This window comes from Microbacterium sp. EF45047, from assembly GCF_028472845.1.
Classification (GTDB): domain Bacteria; phylum Actinomycetota; class Actinomycetes; order Actinomycetales; family Microbacteriaceae; genus Microbacterium; species Microbacterium neungamense.
The window spans coordinates 1766431-1780407 of the sequence record NZ_CP069429.1 but is presented as its reverse complement, the minus strand read 5'-3'; the positions used below and the strand labels follow the sequence as shown (position 1 = coordinate 1780407).

Genomic DNA, 13977 nt, shown 5'->3' with positions numbered 1-13977 from the left:
GCCGGGATAGGCTGGATGATCATGAACGACGCGCCGATCGGCATCTTCGACTCCGGTGTCGGCGGGCTCACCGTCGCACGCGCGATCCGCGCGCAGCTGCCGCAGGAGTCGCTGGTCTACATCGGCGACACCGCCCACTCGCCCTACGGGCCCAAGCCGATCGCCGAGGTGCGCCGGTACGCGCTCGAGGTGCTGGACACCCTCGTCGACCAGGGCGTGAAGATGCTCGTGATCGCGTGCAACACGGCATCCGCCGCCATGCTGCGCGACGCCCGCGAGCGCTACGACGTCCCCGTCGTCGAGGTGATCGGGCCCGCCGTGCGCCGCGCCGTGTCCACCACCCGCAACGGCCGGGTCGGCGTGATCGGGACCGTGGGCACGATCGGCTCCCGCGCCTATCAGGACATGCTCGAGGTGAACGAGCGCCTGGAGGTGTTCACAGCGGCGTGCCCGCGCTTCGTCGAATTCGTCGAGGCCGGGATCACCGGGACTCCGGAAGTGCTCGCGACCGCCGAGGAGTACCTCGCGCCGCTGCGGGATGCGGGCGTCGACACGCTGGTGCTCGGATGCACCCACTACCCGTTCCTGCGCGGGGCGATCAGCTACGTGATGGGCGACGGGGTCACCCTGGTCTCCAGCGATGACGAGACCGCCGCGGACGTGTACCGGCAGCTCGTGCGCGGCGACCTGCTGGCGCCGGAGGGCGCTGTGCCGAGCTACGTGTACGAGGCGACGGGGGAGTCCGCAGACGACTTCACCCGGCTCGCCAACCGCCTGATGGGGCGCGAGGTGCGCGACGTGCAGCTCGTGCAGACCGGGGCGATCACCCTTCCCCACCTGTCGCGGGCCGACCGCGCCTGAGCGTCATCCGCACATCCGAGAGGACACCATGACCGACATCGTCCGCGCCGACGGCCGCGCCCCCGACCAGCTCCGCGAGGTCCGGATCGAGCGCGGCTGGTCGCGCCACGCCGAGGGCTCCGCGCTGATCAGCTTCGGCGGCACCACCGTGCTGTGCACCGCTTCGTTCACCAGCGGCGTGCCGCGCTGGCTCACCGGCAAGGGCAAGGGCTGGGTGACCGCGGAGTACGCCATGCTGCCGCGATCGACGAACACCCGCAACGACCGCGAGAGCGTGAAGGGCCGCATCGGCGGGCGCACTCACGAGATCTCCCGGCTGATCGGCCGTGCGCTGCGCGCCGTCGTCGACACCAAGGCCCTCGGCGAGAACACCATCGTGATCGACTGCGACGTGCTGCAGGCCGACGGCGGCACACGCACGGCCGCCATCACCGGCGCCTACGTCGCCCTCGCGGACGCGATCGCGTGGGGCCGTGCGCAGAAGCTGATCGGGAAGAACGCGGTGCCGCTGCGCGATTCGGTCGCGGCGGTGTCCGTGGGCATCATCGACGGCGAGCCCATGCTGGATCTGGCATACGTGGAGGACGTGCGCGCCGAGACCGACATGAACGTCGTCGTGACCGGCCGCGGACTCTTCGTCGAGGTGCAGGGCACCGCCGAGGGGGCGCCGTTCGACAAGAGCGAGCTGGACGCCCTCCTCGACCTCGGACTGGCCGGATGCGCGCGGCTCACCCAGCTGCAGGCCGCCGCCCTGTCGGACGCTCAGCCGGTCTCGGACGCTGAGCCCGTCGAAGCGCCCGACCCGGGGTCCGCGCGATGAAGGTCGTGCTCGCCACGCACAATCCGCACAAGGTCGCCGAGTTCCAGCAGATCGTGGCGAAGGCCCGCCCGGACCTCGAGGTGATCGGCTACGACGGTCCGGAGCCGGTCGAGGACGGGGTCACCTTCGCGGAGAACGCGCTGATCAAGGCACGTGCCGCCGCCGCGCACACCGGGCTCGCCGCGCTCGCCGACGACTCCGGCATCTGCGTCGACGTGCTGGGCGGTGCACCGGGCGTCTTCTCCGCGTACTGGGCCGGCCAGCGCAAGGACGCCGCGGCGAACCTCGATCTGCTGCTCGACCAGCTGCGCGACATCGCCGACGCGCACCGCGGCGCCGAGTTCCACTCCACGATCGCGCTGGTCACACCCGACGGCCGGGAGCGCGTCGTCGAGGGGATCTGGCGCGGCCGGCTCGCACACGCCCCGTCCGGCAGCGGCGGCTTCGGCTACGACCCGATCTTCATCCCGGACGGCCAGCCTGACGGCGCCGAGCGCACCGTGGGGGAGTACACCGCCGAGGAGAAGCAGGCCGAATCCCACCGCGCCCGCGCCTTCGCGGCGCTGATCCCGCTGCTCGCCGAGCTCTGAGCATCCGACGCCCGGCGGCGGACGTCCGTCGGTCGGGCATCCGGCCGTCCGCATCCGCCTTCTGAGAATCATCACCATTCCCGACTGCGCCGACCTGCGCCGTGCCGGGGCGGTGCCGTCCTAGCCTGGATGCATGCACGACCACGCACATGCACACGGCAGCATCCGGGAGGCCGGCGGGCGCCGGCTGCTCGCGATCTCGCTCGCGCTCACCGCGACCGTGATGGTCGTGCAGATCGTCGGCGCCGTGCTGTCGGGGTCGATCGCGCTGCTCGCCGACGCGGCGCACATGCTCACCGACTCCTCGGCGCTCGTGATCGCACTCATCGCCAGCATCGTCGCCGCCCGCCCGGCCGACGACCGGCGCACGTTCGGCTACCAGCGCGCCGAGGTGTTCGGGGCGCTGATCAACGCCGTCGTGCTGCTCGTGCTGATGACGGTCGTCGCCGTGCAGGGGGTTACCCGGCTGATCCAGCCCGGCGAGGCCGAGGTCGCCGGCCCGCTGATGCTGATCGTCGCCGTGGTCGGCATGCTCGCGAACGGCTTCTCGCTGTGGCTGCTGAGTGCGGCGCAGCGGAAGAGCATCAACGTGCGCGGCGCGTACCTGGAGGTGCTGGGCGACCTCATCGGCTCGGTGTTCGTGATCGCCGCGGCGATCGTGATCGTCGCGACCGGATGGATGCCGGCGGATGCGATCGCCTCGCTCGTCATCGCGGTGATGATCCTGCCGCGGGCGGTCTCGCTGCTGCGCGAGGTGTTCTCCGTGCTGGCCGAGTCCGCACCGAAAGGCACCGCGGTGAGCGAGATCCGCGGCCACCTGGAGGGCTACCCCGGGGTCGTCGGCGTCCACGACGTGCACGTCTGGCAACTCACCCGCGGCGCCCCGGTGTTCACCGCCCACGTCGCGGTCGACCCCGCGCTGCTCGCGTCGGGCGGGTCGTCGGCCCTGCTCGCGGATCTGCAGGCCTGCCTCGCCGACCACTTCGACGTGGAGCACTCCACCTTCCAGCTCGAGCCCGCCGATCACCCGGACTGCGAGGCGGCGCACGCCTGACCACGCCGCCGGTCGGGCTCGGCGCCGGTCGGGGCTCGACGCCGGTCACGGCTCCACGCGCACCTCGTCGGGTGTCTTGTCCGGTCGGAGGCCGCGCCAGCGCGCGTGCCGCAGGATGCCGCCGGGAGTCCACTCCGAGAACTCCACCTCGCCCACGAGCTCGGGTCGCACCCACTGCGCGTCCTTCGCCTCCGGTCGAGGCACGTCCGGCACCGCCGGGGCCGGCGTGCGCAGCGGCTCAAGGCGGGCGGACAGGTCGGCCAGCATCCGTTCGGTGAACCCGCTGCCCACCTTGCCCACATAGCGCAGCCGGAGCGTGCCGGCATCCTCCTCCGGCACGGCCAGCAGCAGCGACCCGATCGTGCCCTGCCGGTTGCCCTGCCCGGGACGGATGCCCACGATCACCGCCTCCTGGGTGCGGGTGTGCTTGAGCTTCAGCCACGCCGACGACCGCACGCCCGGCCGGTAGCGGGAGGCGGGGTCCTTGGCGACCACCCCCTCCAGACCGTACTGCCGGCTGGCGTCCAGCGCCGCGTCGATGTCGTCGAACACCGGGGCGACCTGCACCGGGGCGTCGAGATCGGCGGCGACCTGTTCGAGCAGCTCCCGGCGCTGCCGCAGCGGCATCCCGGTGAGCTCGTGCCCGTTCAGCCGCAGCAGGTCGAACAGCAGGTACACGACGGGCGTGCGCACCACCTCGCGCTCGATCTCCCGAGGCCGGGTCAGGTGCATCCGGTTCTGCAGCCGGGCGAAGCTGGGGCGTCCGGCCGCGTCGAAGGCGACGATCTCGCCGTCCACGACCGCCTCGTCGGCGGGCAGGAGAGGGGCGCCGTCGGCGGTGAGCTCGGGGTAGCGGGCGGTGATGTCGGTGCCGCGGCGGGCGTGCAGCCGCATCCGCCCGTCCCGCCACGTGCCGAGGGCGCGGATGCCGTCCCACTTGATCTCCGCCCAGGCCGGATCCCCGAGGGCGCGGGCGAGGCCGGGCGTCCCCGCCTCGGCCAGCATCGGCTCGAGCGTCGCGAGGGTGGGCTTGTCTCCGGACGCCGAGCCTGCGAACGCTGAGCCCGTCGAAGCGTCGCCTCCGGACGCCGAGCCTCCGGACGCTGAGCCCGTCGAAGCGTCGCCGTGCGTGGCCGCGGACCCGGCGACAGGCTCGGGGGCCGACGGGGGTTCGCCCGGGTGGGCCGTCGGATGCCCGTGCGGGTCCTTCATGCGGTGGAGGAGCCACTGCGACTTCTCCCCGCTGCCCTCGGTGCGGATGAGCGCCAGCCGCACCGACCCCAGCCGCCCGCCGGGGCGGCCGGTGAAGGTGCCGATCACCTCGTCGTCGCGCCACTTCTCCAGTGCCACCGTGCCGGTGTCCCACAGCGTCATGGTGCCCGCCCCGTACTCGCCCTTCGGGATCTCCCCCTCGAAGGTGAGGTACTCCAGCGGATGCGGCTCGGTCATCACGGCCAGATGATTGCGATCCGAGGTCTCCGGCACCCCCTTCGGCACCGCCCAGCTGATCAGCACCCCGTCGCGCTCGATGCGCAGGTCGTAGTGCAGCCGTGAGGCGTGGTGCTCCTGGATGACGAACCGCGGGGCGCCTGAGCCGCCGGCGGATGCCGTCCGCGGCATGGGCTCCGGCGTCTTCGACGCGTCGCGCTTGGCCAGATACGAGGAGAGGGCGGTGGACGGCGGGGCGAGGGAGGCGAACGGGTCGATCCCGGCATCCACCCGGTCCAGCACCTCGCCGAACGAGAGGTGCGCGAGCTCGGGGTCGTCCAGCTCCTCCCACGTGCGCGGCGCCGCGACCCAGGGGTGCGCGCGGCCGCGCAGCGAGTACGGCGCGATGGTCGTCTTCGACGCGCTGTTCTGGCTCCAGTCGATGAACACTTTTCCGCCGCGCGCGGACTTCGCCATCACGTGCGTCGCCAGGTCGGGGTGGTCCGCCTCGATCAGCCGGGCCAGCTCCTTCGCCACCGCGGAGACCTCGTCGCTGGTCTGCAGGCCGGTGCCGTCCTCGCTCGTGGGCAGCCGGCAGTAGAGGTGGATGCCCTTGCTGCCGCTGGTGACCGGCATCGGCTCCAGCCCCATCCCGGTCAGGATGCCGCGGGCCAGCCGCGCCACCTCGGCGCACTCGGGCAACCCGACCCCCGGGCCGGGATCGAGGTCGAGCACCATGCGATCGGGACGGCCCCGTCCGCCCGAGGCGGTGAACCGCCACTGCGGCACGTGCAGCTCCAGGGCCGCCATCTGCGCCATCCACACCAGGGTGGGGACGTCCTCGATGAGCGGGTACTCCTTCGGCCCGTCGGAGTGCTCGATCGGCATCCGCCGGATCCAGTCCGGGGCGCCCTGCTCGAGCTGCTTGGTGAAGAACGCCTCGGCCGGGGCATCCGTCGTCCCCACGCCGTCCACCCACCGCTTGCGCGTCGCCGGACGACCGCGGACGTGCGGGAGCATCACCGGGGCGATCCGCGTGTAGTAGGCGATCACCTCGCCCTTGGTGGTGCCGGTCTCGGGGTAGACGATCTTGTCGAGATTGGTCACGCGCAGGCGGCGCCCGTCGATCTGCACGACCTGCCCGCCGGATGCCATGCCGCCAGCGTATCCGCCGTGCGCAACCCCCTGGTCGTGAAAGGTGTGCCTGGTGTCTACTGGTGTGATGAGAAGCATCTGGAAGGGCGCGCTGACCTTCGGCCTGGTGAACGTGCCGGTGAAGGTGTACTCGGCGACGGAGGACCACGACGTGCCGCTGCATCAGGTGCACGCCAAGGACGGCGGCCGCATCCGCTACCAGCGCACCTGCGAGGTGTGCGGCGAGACGGTCCCCTACGCCGACATCGACCGCGCCTACGTCGACGACGGGCGCACCATCGTGATCACCAAGGAGGACCTCGACGCGCTGCCGGCCGAGAAGAGCCGGGAGATCGACGTGGTCGAGTTCGTGCCCAGCGACCAGGTCGACCTGCTCACGCTCGACCGGGCGTACTACCTGGAGCCGGACTCGAAGTCGCCCAAGGCGTACGTGCTGCTGCGGAAGACCCTGGAGCAGACCGATCGCACCGCGATCGTGCGGTTCACGCTGCGGCAGAAGACCCGGCTGGCGGCGCTGCGGGTGCGCGGGAACGTGCTCGTGCTGCAGACCCTGCTCTGGGCGGACGAGGTGCGCGAGGCATCCTTCCCGGCCCTCGAGGAGGACGTGACGATCAGCAAGAAGGAGCTCGAGCTGTCGGCCTCGCTCGTGGACAGCTATTCCAGCGACTTCGACCCGGATGAGTACGTCGACGAGTACCAGAAGGAGCTGCGCACCCTCATCGACGCCAAGATCGAGGCCGGCGAGGGCTTCGACGTCGCCGAGACCTTCGCCGAGGAGGGCGAGGAGAAGGGCGGCGAGGTCATCGACCTGATGGAGGCGCTGCGCGCGAGCGTGGAGAAGTCCAAGGCCGCGCGGAAGGATGCCGGCGGCAAGGAGTCGAAGGAGTCCGGGGCGCCGGCGAAGAAGGGCAAGAAGAAGGCCGGCTGAGCCTCCGACGTGGGCTGCAGGCGGCGGCTCAGCGCTTGCCGTCGCCGTCGAGGTCGGGGGCCCGCTCGAACACCTCCGGGTCGAGGGCGAGGTGAGCGGCCTCCTCGCGGTCCACGATCACGTCCTCCCCGGCCGCCGCGGCCTTCTTCGCCTTGTGCCGCTCGACGAGGTAGTGCCAGAGCGTGACGACGGCGGTGCCGCCGACCGCGGCGAGCAGGATCAGATCGATGTACTCCTTGACGAACCATGCCACCGGCGGGATGAACCCGATCACGTAGCCGAACATGGTCAGCCCGAAGCCCCACAGCACGGCGCCGATGAGGTTGTAGAGGGTGTACTTGCCCTTGTGCATGTGGCCGACGCCGGCGGCGACCGGCGCGAAGGTGCGGACGATGGGCACGAAGCGGGCGAGGATGATCGTGATGCCGCCGAACCGCTCGAAGAACGCGTTGGTGCGCTCGACGTTCTTGCGGCTGAACAGGCCGGACTCCTTGCGCTCGAACACCGCAGGGCCGCCCTTGTGGCCGATCAGGTAGCCGACCTCTCCGCCGACGAAGGCCGCCAGGCCGATCAGCAGCGCCACCCACCACACGCTGATGCCGAACACCCCGTTCGGGGCGTACGACTGCGCGTGGGCGAGCAGACCGGAGATGACCAGCAGGGTGTCGCCGGGCAGCAGGAAGCCGACGAGCAGACCGGTCTCGGCGAACACGATGAAGCACACCACCAGCAGGGCCCAGGGACCTGCCGCGCCGATGATCGTCTCAGGATCGAGCCAGGGGATCAGCGCCGTCGGCGCCTGCAGAGCGGTGTGAAGCATGACGTCCCGTCGTGTCAGAGGTCGGCGGTGGGCGGCGTCAGCGGGAAGCCTGCGCCCCCGACGCTCGTGCGGAAGGTGGGACTCGAACCCACACGCCCGAAGGCACAGGAACCTAAATCCTGCGTGTCTGCCAGTTTCACCACTCCCGCGCGGTCCGTTCAGTCTACTGACCGGGATCCTCCTGCTGACCGGGATCCTCGCGCCGTCCGCGAAGCCGGTGGACGGCCGCGCCGCTAGGCGGAGGGCACCTGCAGCACCCGGCGCCGCTCCGCGCCGTCCCCGTCGAGGCGGTAGGTGACGACGACGTTCGCCGGTCCGGACAGGGTGAGCCGGGAGACCAGCGTGAACTCCACCGCCTCGCCCGGCGCGAGCAGCGGCCGCGGCGCGGCGCTCAGGCGCCGGCGGTCGAGCTCGGTGAGGCCTTCCACGTGCACGTCGAGCGCGGGCACCGTGCCCTCGTTCACCAGCAGCCAGGTCTCGCCCCGGCGATGGACCCGACCCACTGGGCCCACAGCGAGCTGATCTCGTACGGCGTCATACCGGGAGGGTAGCGCCGGCCGCGGACGGGGTGTGGATAACTTCCGCGGCCGTCGCCGCCGTTCTGTCATGATGCCCGCGTGAGTCATCCGTCCGTCCTCGTCGCCGAGAGCGTGCGGCGGCGGCTGCGCCTGGAGAACACCGACCCGTCGGCGGCGCCGGAGCAGGCGCGCCGCATCGCCCAGGCCGAAGTGCGCCGGCACAACGACCTGGCACTCGCCCGCGGCCACGCCATGATCGACGACGAGGCGGCGTGTGTCCGCGACGTGCTGGCGGCCGTGTCCGGCTTCGGGGTGCTGCAGCCGCTGCTGGACGACCCCGACATCGAGGAGATCTGGATGAACGGTCCGGATCGCGTCTTCGTCGCGCGCGGCGGGGTCAGCGAGAGGATCGACCTGCCGCTCACGGAGGCGACGCTGCGCGATCTCGTCGAGCGGATGCTGCACTCCACCGGCCGTCGGGTGGACATCAGCCAGCCGTTCGTCGACGCATCCCTCCCGGACGGCTCCCGCCTGCACGTCGCGATCGCCGACGTCGTCCGCGGATCGTGGGCGGTGAACATCCGCAAGTTCCTCCGCCGGCACCGAAGCCTGGAGTCGCTCGTCGCCCAGGGCTCCGTGCCCGCCGAGGTGGCCGAGCTGCTGCACCGGGCGCTGCTGGAGGGGCGGAGCATCATCGTCTCCGGCGCCACACACGCCGGCAAGACCACGCTGCTCGGGGCGCTCCTCGCCTCCTGCGCGGACCGGCAGCGGATCATCACGGTCGAGGAGACGTTCGAGCTGGCCGTCGAGGGTCCCGACGTCGTCGCCCTGCAGGGGCGGCAGGCGAGCTTGGAGGGCACCGGGGAGATCACGCTGCGCCGGCTCGTGAAGGAGGCACTGCGGATGCGCCCGGAGCGCCTCGTCGTCGGCGAGGTGCGCGACGCGGAGGCGCTCGACCTGGTGCTCGCGCTCAACACCGGCGTGCCCGCGGCCGGCACGGTGCACGCCAATTCCGCGGTGGAGGCGCTCGAGAAGCTCGCCCTGCTCCCGCTGCTGGCCGGCCGCAACATCGACCGCGCCTTCATCGCCCCCGCGCTGGCCGGGGCGATCTCCTACGTCGTGCACTGCACCCGCGAACCAGACGGCGGCCGGCGGGTGACCGAAGTGGTCGCGCCGACCGGCGAGGTCGTCGACGGGCGGATCGTCACGCGCGACGTGTACCGTGCCGGAGCGCCCGCATGACACTCCTCGTGGGCACCCTGCTCGGCGCCGGCCTGCTGCTGTGCGTCTCGCCCTGGCTGTGGCCGCTCGCGGCGAGAGCCGAGCGCCCGTCGCGGCGCGGCCGTCTCGCCCGGCTGCTCGAGGAGGCCGGATTCCCGCGGGCGGCCCCGCGCACCCTGATCGCGGTGATGGTCGCCGCGGCGCTGCTGGCGGCATCCGTGGTCTGGCTGCTCACCGCCATCCCCGCGCTCGCCGCGGTCGCCGGCCTCGCCGGCGGCGCCGCGCCCGTTCTGCACCTGCGCGGGCGGCGGCTGCGCCTGCGCAAGGCGCGCCGCCAGCTGTGGCCGGACGTGTGCGACCTGCTCGTCGCGGCCATCCGCGTCGGGCTCCCGCTGCCGGATGCGGTCGCCAGCCTTGCCGACTCCGCCCCTCCCGCCGTACGGCCCGCCTTCGCGGTGTTCGCCCGCGATCTTCAGGCGACCGGCCGCTTCGAGACCAGCCTCGACCGGCTGAAGGCGGCGCTGGCCGACCCGATCGCCGATCGCATCCTGGAGACGCTGCGGATGGCCAGACAGGTGGGCGGCACGGAGCTCACCACGGTGCTGCGCGCGCTGTCGTCCTCGGTCCGCGCGGATGCGGCACTGCGCGGCGAGGTGGAGGCGCGGCAGTCCTGGATCCGCGGCGCCGCCGTGCTCGGCGCGGTGGCTCCCTGGGTCATCCTCGGGCTCCTGGCTCTGCGCCCGGAAGGGCGCGACGCGTACGCCAGCCCGGAGGGCGTGATCGTGATCGCGGTCGGCGCGGTCGTGTCCTTCGTCGCCTTCCGCATCATGCTGCGGATCGGTCGCCTGCCCGAGCCGGAGCGGTGGTTCGGATGAGGGCGGTCACCGATCTCGCGATCGCCGTCCTACTCGGCGGCGCGCTCGCCGCAGGGCTGATCGTCCTGCTGTCCGCGCTGCCGCGCTGGCGGGCTCTTCCGCTGGAGCGCCGCATCGCCCCCTACGTGCGCGACGCCGTGCCCGACGAGCTGCTGCCGCCGGGCATCCTCCCCGCCCCGGGTGTGATGCGCATGCCGGGCCGGTGGCTGTGGACGCGGGTGCGCGAGGGCTTCGAACGGATGCTGGGCGGCGGCGACGAGCTCCGGCTGCGCTTGGCGCAGGCCGGGATCGACAGCACTCCGGCGGCTTTCCGCGGCCGGCAGCTCGCCTGGGCGGTCGGCGGGCTGGTCGCCGGGGCCCTCGTCGTGGTGGCTCTCGCGGTCGGCGGGCGGATGACGCCGCTGGCGGCCCTGCTGCCCGTCCTCCTCGCGGCGGGGGCGGCGGTGGGCTGCGACCTGCGGCTGAGCGGCCGGGCCCGTGCCCGCCGGGCGCGTCTCGCTGACGAGCTGCCGACCACCCTGGAGTTCCTCGCTCTGTGCCTGTCGGCGGGGGAGTCCCTGCTCGACGCGCTTCGCCGGGTGTCCGCGATCGGCACGGGCGAGCTCACCGCGGAGCTGCGCCGCTCGGTGCTCGCGGTGCACACCGGCTCGCCGCTCGCGGACGCCCTCGGCGAGCTCGCGGCACGGCTGCGCCTGCCCGGCCTCACCCGCGCGGTGGACCAGGTCGTCGCCGCCCTCGAGCATGGAGCACCGCTGGCGGCGGTGCTGCACGCGCAGGCGGCGGATGCCCGGGACGAGGCCAAGCGCGTGCTCATCGAGCAGGCCGGGCACAAGGAGATCCTGATGCTCCTGCCCCTGGTGTTCCTGATCCTCCCGCTCTCCGTGCTGTTCGCGGTGTACCCCGGTTTGTTCATCCTCCGGCTCGGCCTCGGCTGAGCCCCGACCCAAGGAGCTGCCCATGTCGACGATCGGACGATGGTACGCCGCCCTCCGCGCGAGCGCCCGAGAGACCTTTCAGGACGAGCGCGGTGACGTGCCCGGCTGGGTGCTGGTCACCCTGATGACCGCCGCCCTGGTCGTCGTGATCTGGGCGGTCGCCGGCCCCGCGCTGGTGTCGTTGTTCGAGCAGGCGATCGGCCGGGTCTCCGGGCTCTGAGCGCGATGCGGCGGCGGATGCTCGGCGACGACCGGGGTTCCACCCCGGTCGAGTTCGTGCTCGTCGGGACGCTGCTCACCGCCCTCACCCTGGCCGTGCTGCAGGTCGCGTTCGCCGTGTACGTCCGCAACGTCGTGCACGACGCCGCCGTCGAGGGCGCGCATCATGCCGCGCTCGCCGACACCGCACCCGCGGAGGGCGTCGCCCGCACCCGGGCGGTGATCGAGCGGGCGATCGGCGCCGAGTACGCGCAGGACGTCACGGTCGGGGAGGACACCGCGCTCGGGCATCCGACCGTCGTGGTGCGCGTGCGCACCACGCTCCCCGTCCTGGGGCTCATCGGCATCCCGTACGGACTGGAGGTGGAGGGGCGTGCACCGGTCGAGACCCTCGGCGGGGAATGAGGAGCGGGTGAACGCGCGGGCGCGAGGAGAGGAGGGCTCCGCTGCGCTGGAGTTCATCGTCGTCGGACTGCTGCTGCTGGTTCCGCTGGTGTACCTCGTGATCACGCTCGGCGCCGTGCAGGAGCAGACGCTCGGGGCCGAGGCCGCCGCCCGACACACCGCCCGCGTGATCGGGCAGGCGCCGGATGCCGAGACCGCCGCCGCCCGCGGCGACGCCGTGCTGGCGAGCGTCGTCCGCGAGTACGGCATGGAGGCGGATGCCGTGCAGGTGTCGATGTCCTGCGCGCCGGCGACCGACCCGTGCCCGGATGCCGGGGCCGTGGTCGTGGTGACTGTGCGGACGCGGGTGAGCCTGCCGCTCCTGCCGCCGCTGTTCGGCCTGGACCGGCTCGCCTCCATCCCGATCGAGGCGCAGGCGGCGCAGAAGATCTCGCGACTGTGGGGGAGCGGATGATGCGGCTCCGGCCGGCGCTCGGACGCGACGAGGACGGCAGCATCCTGCCCCTGATCCTCGGCTACGTGCTGCTCGCCGTCGCGGTGGTGCTCGTCTGCGTCTGCGCGACCGATCTCTACATCGCGCAGAAGCGGCTGGACGCGGTCGCCGACGCCGCGGCGCTGGCCGGCGCCGACGGCTTCACGCTGCAGGTGGAGGGCGGCGCCGTCCGCGCCGAGCTCACCGACGCGGGCGTGCAGGAGCAGGCCGCCGCCGTCATCGCCGGCACCGCACCCGGGGTCGCGCTCCTCGCCGCCGGCACCCCCGACGGCGTCTCGGCTCGGGTCACGGTGGGCGCCGCTTGGCATCCGCCCCTCGTCTCCGCGTTCGTGCCCGCCGGGGTGCCGCTGGAGGCCACCGCGACCACCCGCACCGCCCTCGAATAGACCTGTCAGTCTCGGCGCGGGACGTAGCGGGGGATCCAGCGCAGGAAGCCGGCGGCGCCGAGCAGGGCCAGGCCGCCCATCGTCCCGGCAGCCACCGGCAGCGACGCGATCGCGGTCACCGCCGAGACGATCAGCGGCGCCACGGCGCCGCCGGCATCCGTCAGCGTGCGCCACGATCCGAGGAACGGCGCCGGGGTCCGCGTCGGCGCGAGGTCCGCGCCGAGGGTGAGCAGGATGCCACTGGAGAGGCCGTTGCCGACACCGAGCACCGCCGCCATCATGCCGAACCACAGCATCCCCGCGTCGAGGGCGTGGGTGACGGCGAGCACCAGGAACGCCGACCCCATCAGCAGCATGGCCGGCATCGCCGCCCACAACCGGCCGAACCGGTCCATCACCTGGCCGCTGGCGTAGAACAGTGCGAAGTCGATCGCCCCCGAGACGCCGACGACGAGGGCGATCGTCTCGGCGTCGAGGCCCAGCGTCACACCCCACAGCGGCAGCACCACCTGACGCGCCGACCGCACCGCCGACAGGGACGCCGCGGCCAGCCCGAGCCGGGAGAGCACCGCGCGGTACTCCCACATCGTGCGGAACACGCCGTGCCGCGCCACGGTCGGGATGGAGCCGCTCACCGGCTCGCCCGAGTCCTCCTCGGACGGCGTGTCGGTGGGTTTCGTGATCGGCGGAGCGCTCTTCTCCGGGTCCGGCCCGACCAGGACGAGCACCACCATGACCGCGAGGCACGCCAGCAGGAACCAGATCGAGGAGCGCTCGCCGCCGAACAGCCCGATCAGCGCGGCCGCGACGAACGGGCCGACGAAGATCCCGAGCCGGAAGCTGCCGCCCAGCAGCGACAGCGCGCGCGCGCGGAATCGCGGCGGCACCCGCGTCGTCATGAACGCGTGCCGCGCCAGCCCGAACGCGGCGGCGCAGAACCCGAGCAGGAACACCGCCGCGGTGAACAGGCCCAGCGCCGGCGCGAGGAGCATCCCGGTCGCGGCGAGCATGGCGACCAGGCCCGCCACCGCCATCGTCATCCGCTCGCCGATCCTCGCCACCGCCCACCCGGCGGGCAGGTTGCCGCACAGCTGCCCGACGACGAGAGCGGAAGCCACGAGCGCCGCGCCCGCGACGCCGGCGCCCAGCTGCGTGGCCAGCACCGGGATCAGCGGGATGACCGCTCCCTCGCCCAGCGAGAACAGCACCGTGGGCGCGTACACCATCGGCCCGAAGCTGCGCAGGACGGTCGCCGCGGATGTGGTCACG

General features: G+C 72.7%; 16 protein-coding genes and 1 tRNA gene. 12 read left to right on the top strand and 5 right to left on the bottom strand.

All coding sequences use genetic code 11. The features are described from left to right. The first annotated feature begins 21 nt into the window (after window positions 1-21). The 4 genes from murI to JRG78_RS08625 all read left to right on the top strand — a co-directional run bounded on the left by murI (window position 22) and on the right by JRG78_RS08625 (window position 3325). Entirely contained in the window at window positions 22-861 is an 840-nt protein-coding gene (murI, locus tag JRG78_RS08640) for a glutamate racemase (RefSeq protein ID WP_259608176.1), read from the top strand. 28 nt (window positions 862-889) lie between these two features. Next, on the top strand, window positions 890-1681 hold the full coding sequence (rph, locus tag JRG78_RS08635) for a ribonuclease PH (RefSeq protein WP_259606300.1): 792 nt from the start codon (window positions 890-892) through the stop codon (window positions 1679-1681). Next, window positions 1678-2271, top strand: a complete 594-nt coding sequence (rdgB, locus tag JRG78_RS08630; protein ID WP_259606299.1) for an RdgB/HAM1 family non-canonical purine NTP pyrophosphatase — start codon at window positions 1678-1680, stop codon at window positions 2269-2271. The genes rph and rdgB overlap by 4 nt, the downstream gene beginning before the upstream one ends. A gap of 133 nt (window positions 2272-2404) precedes the next feature. Further along, window positions 2405-3325 carry a cation diffusion facilitator family transporter gene (locus tag JRG78_RS08625; RefSeq protein ID WP_259606298.1) on the top strand — a complete coding sequence of 307 codons (921 nt, stop codon included), beginning with the start codon at window positions 2405-2407 and terminating at the stop codon, window positions 3323-3325. Between the two features lie 45 nt (window positions 3326-3370). On the opposite strand, the gene JRG78_RS08620 is transcribed toward JRG78_RS08625, so the two are convergent. Further along, window positions 3371-5908, bottom strand: coding sequence for an ATP-dependent DNA ligase (locus JRG78_RS08620; protein WP_272653296.1), 2538 nt, complete (start codon window positions 5906-5908; stop codon window positions 3371-3373). 67 nt (window positions 5909-5975) lie between these two features. Between JRG78_RS08620 and ku the strand changes: the two genes are divergently transcribed. Continuing rightward, window positions 5976-6836, top strand: a complete 861-nt coding sequence (gene ku / locus JRG78_RS08615; RefSeq protein ID WP_259606296.1) for a non-homologous end joining protein Ku — start codon at window positions 5976-5978, stop codon at window positions 6834-6836. 28 nt (window positions 6837-6864) lie between these two features. Here ku and JRG78_RS08610 read toward each other — a convergent pair whose 3' ends face one another. The 3 genes from JRG78_RS08610 to JRG78_RS08600 all read right to left on the bottom strand — a co-directional run bounded on the left by JRG78_RS08610 (window position 6865) and on the right by JRG78_RS08600 (window position 8168). Then, window positions 6865-7656: a DedA family protein gene (locus tag JRG78_RS08610; RefSeq protein ID WP_259606295.1), complete on the bottom strand. Its 792-nt coding sequence runs from the start codon at window positions 7654-7656 to the stop codon at window positions 6865-6867. Window positions 7657-7723: 67 nt separating this feature from the next. Next, window positions 7724-7805: transfer RNA gene (locus JRG78_RS08605), tRNA-Leu, on the bottom strand. Between the two features lie 84 nt (window positions 7806-7889). Beyond that, window positions 7890-8168, bottom strand: a complete 279-nt coding sequence (locus tag JRG78_RS08600; RefSeq protein WP_259606294.1) for a hypothetical protein — start codon at window positions 8166-8168, stop codon at window positions 7890-7892. Window positions 8169-8273: 105 nt separating this feature from the next. On the opposite strand from JRG78_RS08600, the gene JRG78_RS08595 reads away from it, so the two are divergent. Genes JRG78_RS08595 through JRG78_RS08565 form a run of 7 tightly spaced genes read left to right on the top strand, consistent with a single transcriptional unit; the run spans window position 8274 to window position 12708 of the window. Further along, window positions 8274-9416 carry a CpaF family protein gene (locus tag JRG78_RS08595; RefSeq protein ID WP_259606293.1) on the top strand — a complete coding sequence of 381 codons (1143 nt, stop codon included), beginning with the start codon at window positions 8274-8276 and terminating at the stop codon, window positions 9414-9416. Continuing rightward, complete coding sequence (locus tag JRG78_RS08590) at window positions 9413-10270, top strand: type II secretion system F family protein (protein ID WP_259606292.1); 858 nt, start codon at window positions 9413-9415, stop codon at window positions 10268-10270. The genes JRG78_RS08595 and JRG78_RS08590 overlap by 4 nt, the downstream gene beginning before the upstream one ends. Continuing rightward, entirely contained in the window at window positions 10267-11205 is a 939-nt protein-coding gene (locus JRG78_RS08585; protein WP_259606291.1) for a type II secretion system F family protein, read from the top strand. The genes JRG78_RS08590 and JRG78_RS08585 overlap by 4 nt, the downstream gene beginning before the upstream one ends. A 22-nt stretch (window positions 11206-11227) precedes the next feature. Further along, window positions 11228-11425 (top strand): hypothetical protein, encoded by a 198-nt coding sequence (locus JRG78_RS08580; RefSeq protein WP_259606290.1) that lies wholly within the window; start codon window positions 11228-11230, stop codon window positions 11423-11425. Window positions 11426-11442: 17 nt separating this feature from the next. Continuing rightward, window positions 11443-11829 carry a TadE/TadG family type IV pilus assembly protein gene (locus JRG78_RS08575; RefSeq protein WP_259606289.1) on the top strand — a complete coding sequence of 129 codons (387 nt, stop codon included), beginning with the start codon at window positions 11443-11445 and terminating at the stop codon, window positions 11827-11829. Window positions 11830-11836: 7 nt separating this feature from the next. Continuing rightward, complete coding sequence (locus JRG78_RS08570; protein ID WP_259606288.1) at window positions 11837-12283, top strand: TadE family protein; 447 nt, start codon at window positions 11837-11839, stop codon at window positions 12281-12283. Then, window positions 12280-12708 (top strand): pilus assembly protein TadG-related protein, encoded by a 429-nt coding sequence (locus JRG78_RS08565; RefSeq protein ID WP_336297678.1) that lies wholly within the window; start codon window positions 12280-12282, stop codon window positions 12706-12708. Before JRG78_RS08570 ends, JRG78_RS08565 begins: the two co-directional genes overlap by 4 nt. 5 nt (window positions 12709-12713) lie before the next feature. On the opposite strand, the gene JRG78_RS08560 is transcribed toward JRG78_RS08565, so the two are convergent. Next, window positions 12714-13934: an MFS transporter gene (locus JRG78_RS08560; RefSeq protein ID WP_259608173.1), complete on the bottom strand. Its 1221-nt coding sequence runs from the start codon at window positions 13932-13934 to the stop codon at window positions 12714-12716. Between the last annotated feature and the right edge of the window lie 43 nt (window positions 13935-13977).